Source organism: Nonomuraea sp. NPDC048916, assembly GCF_040649575.1.
In the GTDB taxonomy this organism is placed as follows: Bacteria; Actinomycetota; Actinomycetes; order Streptosporangiales; family Streptosporangiaceae; genus Nonomuraea.
This window is the reverse complement of sequence record NZ_JBEZFS010000079.1, coordinates 1-9,999: the sequence shown is the minus strand read 5'-3', so window position 1 is coordinate 9,999 and position 9,999 is coordinate 1. Positions and strand designations below refer to the sequence as shown.

The following is a 9,999-nucleotide window of genomic DNA, read 5'->3' as shown; positions in this document are numbered from 1 at the left end:
AACGCGCGAACGCCCAGCTGAAGAGCTGGAAGATCCTCCGAAAGCTACGCTGCAGCCCTTCCAAGGCCGGCCACCTCTGTAAGGCCATCGCCGTCCTTCAGAACCACCGAGTTGCCCAGGGCACCTGAGGATGAAAAAGGTTCACTGAACTTCATCCCCGTTGCCGGCGTGGGCTCGCGCCTCCATCGCATAGAACAATGCCATGGGGGTGGCGGTTGCTACGTCCTTGCAGCCTTCCTGGGCAGCGCGAGCAAGGCGGATTGCCTCGTTGTAGCGGCCGAGGTAGTTGGCTTGGTGGCTCATGTCGGCAAGTAGCAGACCGCCCATCATGCGGTCGCCCGACTCCTGAGCAAGGCGCAATCCTTGGAGGAAATACCGCTGTGCGAGGCCATGCCGCCCAAGGTCATAAGCCGTCCAGGCGACCAGTTCGGTGATTTCGGCAGCAGCCGCGTAGAGGTCGCGCCCTACTGGCTCGGTGAACTTGCCGTTGAGCATCGGAACGACTTCGCGGTTGTAGTACTGGATGAGGGCCGAGCGCGCATGGCCGCCACCGAATTGGAAGCCCACGTTGGCGAATAGCTCGGTGGTCGCGCGGATGGCGTGTACGTCCCACTCTCCGACAGATGGTCTGGCGTTCTGCCTGGTCTGAAGTGGTTCAGGGCGGGACAGCAGCCAGGAAATGACGGATTCGCCCCACGCGTCGGGGACGACCACGGACTGAAGCGCGACGGGGTCCTCGGCGAGGTCTCGGCGCGTCAGGCTGAGGAGTCGGCTGCCGACGTCGGATATCCCACCGCCGTGCGCGAGGGTGACCTCAAGGGTCTCCGGGGTGACGACACTGGCCAGGCCGATGTCATCGAGCGTGAACGTCACGCCGGCTTTCCGGCTAAGGGCCTCTGCGATGAACCGCGCCGTAGCGATTCGTGGTCTCACGCCATCGAGCCATCGCTTAACGTCCACATGCGTACAACTCAGACTTACGCCGTCTTCGATGGCGATTTGTCGTACTCGTGAGGCAAGTCCCGAATTAGAACAATCAGCACGTCGCATAGCTTGCGCGAGCGCCACATTGGGCATTCGGGACATTCTCACCTCCATGAAAAGCACGGTCTCGGCAATCATGGCGCGAACGAGGGCTTCAGGGCCTCGTTTCGCAGATTCTGCGCCTCGCGTTTCCCCTGGTCAAGGAAGTAATCACCCCCGATATGCACCCCCCGTGCTTCCAGTCCCGGGGGTGAGCACAGTGTTGCTGCGGCGTGACACGAGGAAGGCTTGAGTCAGCAGGAACGAGCGAGGCAAGACCCGCAGGAATCCAAGACGACCGGTGCCTAGGACTTGACTCCCCGTGACTGTACATGTTCTATGTCTCTTAGAACCTGCTCGCAGGTTCTCGAACCGAGAGGGCTCAACATGCTTGTCCGTCCGCGAAAGGTGCTCCCGACCGTCCTCACGATCTGCGCCGTCCTCTACGCACTGAAGGACCCCGAGGGCGCAGCGACCGTGGTCAAGGCGGCCGCGCACCTGGTCATGAGCGCGTCCGAGTCGTTCGCGCGGTTCGTCCAGACCATGAGCAACTGACCGCAGGAAGAGAGATCCACCAATGGCACACAACACGAACCGCCCGCTCCATCCGGCGCGTATGTCGCTCGCCGAGGTGGAAGCGGCTTGGCGGGTGGACGGCGAAACGCCGCTCCCTGAATGCACGTACGACCCCGAGTTGCACACCGGTCCGCGACTCACCATCGAGACCACCGAGGAGCGCACTGCCCGCGAGGCCGTCGCCCGCGACGTCTGCGCCACCTGCCCCGCTCGGCTGTTCTGCGAGCTCTACGCGATGGAGACCCGCCCAACGTCGGGTATCTGGGCTGGCCGCACGCCCGCCGAGGTCGCCGAACTCGCCGCCGAGCTGGACGACCTGGAGGTTGCGTGATGGCAAGCCGCATCCGTACCCGCTTCTGGGATCCGACCGGAGACCGGCACGGCATTCCTACCTACCCGTGGAAGCTGGCCCCGGCGCACCTGCGCACCCTTCGCCAGCTCACCGGGGAAGGGCTGCGCCCTGGCGGACAGGGAGTTCAGGCCCAAGTGCTGTGGTGCTCCCGCCGCTACGGTGCACCCGGCGTCCGCGCCGCTTATCTGTACGACGTGCGGTTCGCCCTGCCCAAGCGCACCGCGACCCTGCGCCAGCGCGTCGCCTTGTCGAAGGCGAACGCCGCCCGCCGTACCTGTCCGGAGTGCCTGACGGATGTCGGGTACGTGCTGCCGCGCCACCTCGGCACCTGCCTCGACTGCGCGGAGGAGGTAGCCGCATGAACATCTGTCACACCGCACCACCGCCCCTCACCGAAGGTGAGCGGACAGCAGTGGCCATCACCGCCGCCGTTACCGGCGCGCTCGGCCTGATCGGGTTCATCAACAGCTTCGATCGCGTCGCGCACGCCGCCGGCCCTTCGTTCGGCTGGTTCGCCTGGACGGTCCCGCTCGGCATTGACCTGGGCATCGCCGTGTTCTCGGCACTCGATATCGTGCTGGCCTGCCTCGGCATGAGGTTGGGCTGGCTCCGCTTCATCCCGTGGGCGCTGACCGGCGCGACGGTCTATCTCAACGTGGCCGCCTACGTCAGTGCCCCCGATCCTACCGACTGGTTCGCGGTCGTCGCTCACGCGCTGCTCCCGCTGCTGTGGGTCATCGCCATCGAGGTCGGTGCCCATGTCATCCGTAAGCGCGCCGATCTGGCCAAGCCCGATCACATGGACGGCATCCGCCGCTCACGCTGGCTGCTGGCCCCGATGGCGACCGTCGCGCTCTGGCGCCGCATGGTGCTGTGGGAAATCTGCAGCTACCCCGAAGCGCTCGGACGCGAGCGCGAACGCATCCTGGCCAAGACAGAGCTACAGGACCGGTACGGCCTGCTCTGGCGCTGGAAGGCCACCCGCCGCGAGCGAGCCCTGTATTACCTCGGCGAGCTCACGCCCAAGAACATCCCGACGAAAGCCGAAGCCGTACGTGTCGATCAGGCGAACGTCCCCCCGGCCTTGCCGCCCGCGCCGCGCCAGCGCCCCGCTTCCAACCGCACCCGCACCAAGAAGACCCAGCCGCCGACACCGAACGTGGGCGACCTCGTACCCCTTGGACGCCGCGTTGCGGCTGATCTCAAGGCACAAGGCGAGCCCCTGACTCGTGACCGCCTTCGAGACGCGATCCGCCGCCAAGGCCGAAGCATCTCGACCGACCGCGCCGGAGCACTCCTGTCACACCTGAAGACCGAAGGCCCCCGCGGACCAGACGCCGCCCGTACGCGAAGACGAGGCCGCCTAATGACTCTGACCATCTCCGACACACACATGACCTCGGACGACTGCCCGAACGTGGCCGAACTTCGAGGCCGCCGCTGGAGCGTTACGGGCTACCCCGGACGAACCTTCGACCGCAACCAGGCCATCACCGCCATGCTGCTGGCCGAACTGCTGACCCAGCGCCCATTTCCTGAGGACCGTATCGAGCTGCTCGCCACCGCCTGGCGCGCCGAACTCGGCATCACCGAAGCGGACGGACCGCACACCCCGACCGCGCCTGACAAGCCCGCAGACCGACCGGACGAGCAGCGGTCCGACCGCGCATCGTCCTTGACCGCCACATGGGGCGCGGCCTCATCCGCCAAGACAACGACCGCGCCCCAGGACCCCGCGACCAGCAAGTCAAACGAGGTGAACACATCATGACCCACCAGCAGGACAACCCCAACCACGAGGACGACAACGACCCGGACCGGTCGGCCGGACCGGACCACGAGAACGGCAAGGACGCCGATATCGTCCACCTCGACGCCGCCCGCGCGGGACGTCAGCCACAGAACCCCGCCGACCGGTCCGAGCCGGACACCGAGGACAGCCCCGCGAATGCGGACGGACCGGTTCTGGAAGGCGCGGTCGTCCGCGTCGACCAACCCGGTCCGACCGCAGCGGACTGGCGGACCGCCCTGGAGGCCAAGGCACGCACCCGACAGCCGATCGTCCCGCTGTGGTTGCGCTCCCGGACCGAGGCCGTCGAGACCGTCAAGTGGATCGGCCTCCACTACCTGCACGTGGCCGGATACCAGGCCTCCCGCGTACCGCTGTACGGCGGACGACTGACCGCACGCGCCCCGCGAGGGTTCCTGCGCCTGGTAGGCGGCGTCATCAAGTGGACCTTCGACCTGGAGGGCGAGGCGGTACGGCTGGCCGCAGTCCAGAAGGCCGACCCCGAGGCGTACCTCAAGCTCAGCAGGCAGCGAGACTCTCGTGTGCGGCTGCGCGTGCTGGTCTCCTGCGCCGCTCTGATCACGCTGCTGATCGCAGGCATCGTCGTGGCCGATCAGACGAACGCCGTGCAGTGGATGGCGCTCGCGGTCGCCATCGCCACGCTCGGCATCCTCGGCAAGCCCGCCGACCGCCCGCTGATCAACCGCGCGGTCGTACCGTCCACGGTGGAGAAGCTGACCAGCGACATCGTCGTCCGCTCCCTGACCGTGCTCGGCATCGCCGGCATCAACCAGGCCATCGCCAAAAACCCCAAGGACGCCATCCGGTTCGTCGCCCCGATCACCCGCGACGGCCCCGGCTGGCGAGCGGACATCGACCTGCCGTACGGCGTGACCGTGGCCGACGTGATGGACAAGCGCGACCGCATGGCCTCGGCGCTACGCCGCCCGCTGGGCTGTATCTGGCCCGAGGGCGACTCCACCATTCACGAGGGACGGTTGATCCTCTGGGTGGGAGACAAGGACCTGTCCAAGACGGTCGTCAAGTCTCCGCTGCTCAAGGCCAGCTCTCACGATGTCTTCAAGGGCATCCCGTTCGGCTGCGACCCGCGAGGGCGTGCCATCGTCGTACCGGTCGTTGAGCAGAACATCCTGATCGGTTCGCAGCCCGGCCAGGGCAAGACCGCCTCGGTGCGGGTGCTGGCCTCCGGCGCGGCCCTCGACCCGAGTGCCGAACTGTGGATCCACGAACTCAAGGGCACCGGCGACCTCGACCCGCATGAGCAGAACTGCCACCGCTACGTCTCCGGCATCGAGGACGAGGCCATCGGCTACGCCGCCGACTCTTTGACGCTGCTCCGCAAGGAGGTGATGCACCGCGCCGCCGCACTCAAGGCCCTGCCTCCGGACCTGTGCCCGGACAAGAAGGTCACTCGGCAGATCGCCGATAAGCGCTCACTGGGACTGCATCCGCTGGTCGCCATCTTCGACGAGTGCCAGAACCTGTTCGCTCACGCCGAGTTCGGAGACAAGGCGGGCGATGACGCCGAGTTCATCATCAAGCTCGGCCGCGCCCTCGGCGTGATCCTGGTGCTCGCCACCCAGCGCCCGGACAAGGACAGCCTGCCCACCGGCATCAGCGCGAACGTCACCATCCGGTTCTGCCTGCGAGTCGCCGGCCAGCTCGAAAACGACATGATCCTCGGCACCTCCGCCTACAAGAACGGCATCCGCGCCACCGTCTTCCAACCCAAGATAGACGCCGGTATCGGCTACCTGCTCGGCGCAACCTCGATGCCCAAGGTGGTGCGCACCGCCTACCTGGACACGCCCGCCACCCAACGCATCGCCGACCGCGCCCACGCACTACGAGCCAGCACAGGAGCACTCAGCGGACACGCCCTCGGCGAGACACCGGAGCAGCACGCGCCCACCTTCGACCTGCTCGCCGACATCCTGGCCGTGGTCCCGCCGTCCGAAGCCAAGGTATGGAACGAGGCGATCGTGGATCGCCTGGCCGAACTGCGGCCCGACATCTACGGCCCATGGTCGCGCCTGGAGGGCGGCGCGAAGACGGCCCAGCTCACAACCGCGCTCAAGCCGTACGGCATCAAAACCATGCAGGTATGGGGCACGCCCGAGAGCGGCGGCAAGGGCGCGAACCGCATCGGCGTAGCCCGAGACGACATCACCACGGCCATCACACACCGTGATCGCTGTAGAGGCTCCAGCGCCGCTTCCTAAGGCCCCGACCGCCTCTAGACCTAGAGGCAGACCCCTCTAGGTCTAGAGGCCCGCCTAGAGCCCAAAACGGCATCCGACCTGCGATCTAGCACCTAGACCCCGACCTGCGGAAACTCTGGAAAACGGCCCTGGAGGCCCACATGGCCACTGTCCTCACCCTTCTAGCAGTCTGCCTACCGTCAATCACTCTCAGTTACATCATCATCTGCCTGGCGTGGCCCTGGGGCCGCTGCATCCGATGCCGCCCCGGCGGCAAGAACCGCACCTGCCGCGCCTGCAACGGCACCGGCATGCGGCCCCGCCTCGGCTGGCAACTCTACGTCTACGCCCGCCGCCTGTACCGCGACGGCACCCACTGACCCAATCCCACGGAAGGAAGCCCGCCATGTCCGGCGAGACCACCATCACGATCATCGGCAACCTGACCAACGACCCTGAACTCCGCTTCACCCAGACCGGTACGGCCGTCGCCTCCTTCACCATCGCCTCAAGCCCGCGCACCTACAACAAGCAGCTTGAGCAGTGGGAAGACGGCGAGCCCCTGTTCATGCGCTGCTCGGCCTGGCGCGACCTCGGCGAGCACATCTGCGAGTCCCTCACCCGAGGCACCCGCGTCATCGCCACCGGACAACTCCGGATGCGCACCTACGAGACCGACGAGGGCGAACACCGCACCGTCTTCGAGATGACCGTGGACGAGATCGGCCCGTCCCTCCGCTTCGCCACCGCCAAGCCCGCCAGAGCGGCCCGCAAGGCCAACACCAGCCACAACAGCAGTACGCCCGACGCATGGGCCACCACCGCCCCAACGGGCGACAAGCCGCCGTTCTAGCCCCGCCGACGCAGCACCGGGATACGGCCTCGGCGACCAGCCGCCAAGCACAACCGCCGAGGCCACCCACCCCGATCACGAGGAAAGGCACTGCCAGCATGTCATCCACCAGCACCCGCTCCCACCGCTACACCCGAACGACCGCACTGCGCCCACACCTGCAAGACCTCAACCACCTCGGCAGGGGTCGACTCACGCTCGACGCGCACACCGCCACCCCATTGGACGCGCTTATGCACGTCCCTGCCGAGGGCTACCGCCTTGGGTTCCTTGAGGCCAAGGAGGCGTCCAATGGGGTGGCCTGACCTGACGCGCGCCGCCCTCCAGGCCGCCGCCCGTGGCTGGTGTGTCTTCCCTCTCACCCCGCGCGGCAAGAAGCCGTTGCGCGGCTTCACCGACTGGGAGCGATACGCCACCACCGACACCGACCGCATCGCCGCCTTCTGGCCGCGCCAGCCGTACAACATCGGCATCGCCTGCGGCCCGTCCCGGCTGGTCGTGATCGACCTCGACCAGCCCAAGCCTGGCGAGCACCCGCCTGCCGGCCTCGCCCAGCATCACCCGCGGAACGGAGAGCACGTCTTCCGCCTGCTGTGTGCCGAGCATGAGCAGCCATACCCCGACGACACCTTCACCGTCCGGACCCGACGCGGTGGCACGCATCTCTACTTCACCCCGCCTGAGGGTCTACGGCTACGCAACAGCGCGGGTCACAAGGGCGGGCTCGGCTGGCTGATCGACACCCGCGCCTGCGGTGGCTACGTCGTCGGCCCTGGGAGCCACGTCGCCCAGCCGGACGGCACCGGCCCTTACGAGATCACGCGCGACCTGCCACCCGCACCGCTCCCGGCCTGGCTCGCCAAAGCGCTCACACCCGCCGCGCCGCCCTCGATGAGCGCCGCCGATCTGCTAACCAGCCTGCCCAGCCACCGCCTGCACCGGTACGGCGAGGCCGCGCTACGCGGCGAGATCGAACGCGTGGCCACCGCCCAACGCGGCACCCGCAACCACACGCTCAACACCGCCGCCTTCAACCTCGGCCAACTCGTCGCACGCGGCATGCTGCCCGCCGAGGTGGTCATCACCGCTCTCCAGTCCGCCGCCGAGAACGCGAACGCCGAAGGCGACCCGAACCCGCCTCGCGAGATCGCTGCCGTGATCGCCTCGGGAATGTCCGCAGGCATGAAAGCCCAGCCACGCCGTAGCAGGGCCGCATGAACGCCACGCAAGGAGCACCAGCCATGAACGACCGCACACCCAACGGCGCCGCCCTGCTCGACCGCCTACGCGCTGCGCTCACCCGCTACGTCATCCTGCCGAGCCCCGAGACCGCCGACGCCGTCACCCTCTGGATCGCCGCCACCCACGCCCAGCCCGCATGGGCGCACGCTCCCCGGCTGGTCATCCGAGGCCCGGAGAAGCGCTGCGGCAAGTCCCGGCTCCTGGACGTGGTGGAGGCCACCTGCCACGAGCCGTTTATCACCGTCAACTCATCCAGCGCCGCCGTCTACCGCTCCATCACCGAAGACCCACCGACCATGCTCGTGGACGAGGCCGACACCATCTTCGGCCCCAAAGCAGACGGCAACGAAGACCTCCGCGGCCTGCTCAACGCCGGACACCAGCGCAACCGCCCGGCCAAGCGCTACGACGCCGCCACCAACCGCGTCGAAAGCATCCCGACCTTCGCCATGGCCGCACTCGCCGGCATCGGAGCCATGCCGGACACCATCGAAGACCGCGCCGTCGTCATCCGCATGCGCCGCCGCGCCCCCGGCGAGAACGCCGCCCCCTACCGGCACCGCCGAGACCGGCCCGCGCTCCGCGATCTGGCCGCCGATTTGAACCTATGGCTTCGCGCTGACCTGTCCGTCTTGGAAGCTGCAGAGCCCGGCATGCCGGTGGAAGACCGTGCCGCCGACACCTGGGAACCGCTCGTCATCGTCGCGGATCACGCAGGGGAAAACTGGCCGGATCGCGCCCGCGCCGCCACGTTGACGCTCACCGCCGAGGCCGACGACAACGGCCAGACCTCGGCCCGAGTGCGCCTGCTGGCCGCCTGCCGCACCGCGTTCGGCCCCGACACCGCCCTACCCACCGCCGTCCTGCTGGAGCGACTCAAAAGCGACCCCGAGAGCGAATGGGCCGACCACGGCCCGGCCGGACTGACCGCGATGAAGCTCGGCACGATGCTGCGCGAGTACGACATCCGCTCAGGCAACATCCGCTTCCCCAACGGCATGCAGGCCAAGGGTTACCAGCGGGCCGACTTCGCCGACTCCTGGGCGCGCTACTGCCCAGCCCTCGGCCCTATCCCAGAGGCCGATGTGGTGCCGATCGAGAGGGAGAGCCGTCCCAGCCGTCCCAGCCTCGTCACCGCAGGTCAGAGCGGGACGGCTCCCATCGCCGGGACGGCATGACCCGTCCCACCAAAACAAGCCGTCCCAGGCTTGATCTGCGGAAATGACCCTGGGACGGCTGGGACGACTTACCTCTGCACAACCACCCGCGAGCACCCTCGGCGACCAGCCGCCAAGCACAACCGCCGAGGCATCACCTAGCACCGATCACGATGCCCGAAAGGCAACCACCACCATGACAACGCGCCCCAACACCCTGCTCACCATCGCCGAGGTCCTCGACGAGATCGACGTCCCGAAATCCACCTTTTACCGCTGGCTGCACACCGGCCGAGGCCCGAGGTCCCTGAAACTCCCCAACGGCAAGCGCAAGGTCCGCCGCTGCGACCTGGACGTCTGGCTCACCACCTTCGAGCAGACCGCAGCCTAGGAGGACAGCACGTGGAAACTCTCGACGTCGTCATCTGGACCATCCGCCAGCGCAAGGGCCGCGCCAAGCCGTACGAACTGCGCTGGAAAGTTGGCACGGAGCCCAAGTCCAAGTCGTTCCTAACCAAGGCGCTCGCCGATCATTTCCGCGCTGACCTACTCAAGGCCGCGAAGAAGGGCGAACCCTTCGACACGGTCACCGGCCTACCCGCTTCCATGACGAAGCCAGAAGAAAAGACCACCCTGAGCTGCAATGCCGGTGAGTTAAGGCATTTCTGCAGGTAGCGAGCGCTTTCGCTGGCGTCGAGCGTGGCTGGCCTGGGTGCCTATCGTCGCGATTCGGTGACGGATAGTGCGTTGGCGCCCTTAGGCAACGAAGCCCTCGATAGGACAGC

At 67.3% G+C, this 9,999-nt stretch carries 13 protein-coding genes and 1 pseudogene; 13 read left to right on the top strand and 1 reads right to left on the bottom strand.

Annotation, left to right across the window (positions count from 1 at the left end; all coding sequences use genetic code 11):
• Nucleotides 1–128, top strand: a pseudogene (locus AB0C16_RS39365) (IS5/IS1182 family transposase); the annotation flags it as partial.
• Nucleotides 129–141: 13 nt separating this feature from the next.
• Here AB0C16_RS39365 and AB0C16_RS39360 read toward each other — a convergent pair.
• Nucleotides 142–873, bottom strand: coding sequence for a hypothetical protein (locus AB0C16_RS39360; RefSeq protein ID WP_357691138.1), 732 nt, complete (start codon nt 871–873; stop codon nt 142–144).
• Nucleotides 874–1,410: 537 nt separating this feature from the next.
• On the opposite strand from AB0C16_RS39360, the gene AB0C16_RS39355 reads away from it, so the two are divergent.
• The 12 genes from AB0C16_RS39355 (at nt 1,411) to AB0C16_RS39300 (ending at nt 9,889) form a co-directional block, all read left to right on the top strand.
• Nucleotides 1,411–1,578: a hypothetical protein gene (locus AB0C16_RS39355; protein ID WP_357691136.1), complete on the top strand. Its 168-nt coding sequence runs from the start codon at nt 1,411–1,413 to the stop codon at nt 1,576–1,578.
• A gap of 22 nt (nt 1,579–1,600) precedes the next feature.
• Nucleotides 1,601–1,930: a WhiB family transcriptional regulator gene (locus AB0C16_RS39350; RefSeq protein WP_357691134.1), complete on the top strand. Its 330-nt coding sequence runs from the start codon at nt 1,601–1,603 to the stop codon at nt 1,928–1,930.
• A complete protein-coding gene (locus AB0C16_RS39345; RefSeq protein ID WP_357691132.1) occupies nt 1,930–2,313 on the top strand; it encodes an RRQRL motif-containing zinc-binding protein in 384 nt (127 codons plus the stop codon). The genes AB0C16_RS39350 and AB0C16_RS39345 overlap by 1 nt, the downstream gene beginning before the upstream one ends.
• Entirely contained in the window at nt 2,310–3,722 is a 1,413-nt protein-coding gene (locus tag AB0C16_RS39340; protein ID WP_357691130.1) for a DUF2637 domain-containing protein, read from the top strand. The genes AB0C16_RS39345 and AB0C16_RS39340 overlap by 4 nt, the downstream gene beginning before the upstream one ends.
• Nucleotides 3,719–5,983 carry a cell division protein FtsK gene (locus AB0C16_RS39335; RefSeq protein ID WP_357691129.1) on the top strand — a complete coding sequence of 755 codons (2,265 nt, stop codon included), beginning with the start codon at nt 3,719–3,721 and terminating at the stop codon, nt 5,981–5,983. Before AB0C16_RS39340 ends, AB0C16_RS39335 begins: the two co-directional genes overlap by 4 nt.
• A gap of 140 nt (nt 5,984–6,123) precedes the next feature.
• A complete protein-coding gene (locus AB0C16_RS39330; RefSeq protein ID WP_357691128.1) occupies nt 6,124–6,342 on the top strand; it encodes a hypothetical protein in 219 nt (72 codons plus the stop codon).
• A 26-nt stretch (nt 6,343–6,368) separates the two neighbouring features.
• On the top strand, nt 6,369–6,815 hold the full coding sequence (locus AB0C16_RS39325; RefSeq protein WP_357691127.1) for a single-stranded DNA-binding protein: 447 nt from the start codon (nt 6,369–6,371) through the stop codon (nt 6,813–6,815).
• Nucleotides 6,816–6,913: 98 nt separating this feature from the next.
• Nucleotides 6,914–7,120, top strand: a complete 207-nt coding sequence (locus AB0C16_RS39320; protein ID WP_357691126.1) for a hypothetical protein — start codon at nt 6,914–6,916, stop codon at nt 7,118–7,120.
• A complete protein-coding gene (locus AB0C16_RS39315; protein WP_357691124.1) occupies nt 7,107–8,033 on the top strand; it encodes a bifunctional DNA primase/polymerase in 927 nt (308 codons plus the stop codon). The genes AB0C16_RS39320 and AB0C16_RS39315 overlap by 14 nt, the downstream gene beginning before the upstream one ends.
• A 23-nt stretch (nt 8,034–8,056) precedes the next feature.
• Nucleotides 8,057–9,235 (top strand): DUF3631 domain-containing protein, encoded by a 1,179-nt coding sequence (locus tag AB0C16_RS39310; protein ID WP_357691122.1) that lies wholly within the window; start codon nt 8,057–8,059, stop codon nt 9,233–9,235.
• Nucleotides 9,236–9,410: 175 nt separating this feature from the next.
• A complete protein-coding gene (locus tag AB0C16_RS39305; protein WP_357691119.1) occupies nt 9,411–9,605 on the top strand; it encodes a helix-turn-helix domain-containing protein in 195 nt (64 codons plus the stop codon).
• A gap of 11 nt (nt 9,606–9,616) precedes the next feature.
• Entirely contained in the window at nt 9,617–9,889 is a 273-nt protein-coding gene (locus tag AB0C16_RS39300) for a hypothetical protein (RefSeq protein ID WP_357691117.1), read from the top strand.
• Nucleotides 9,890–9,999: the final 110 nt, after the last annotated feature.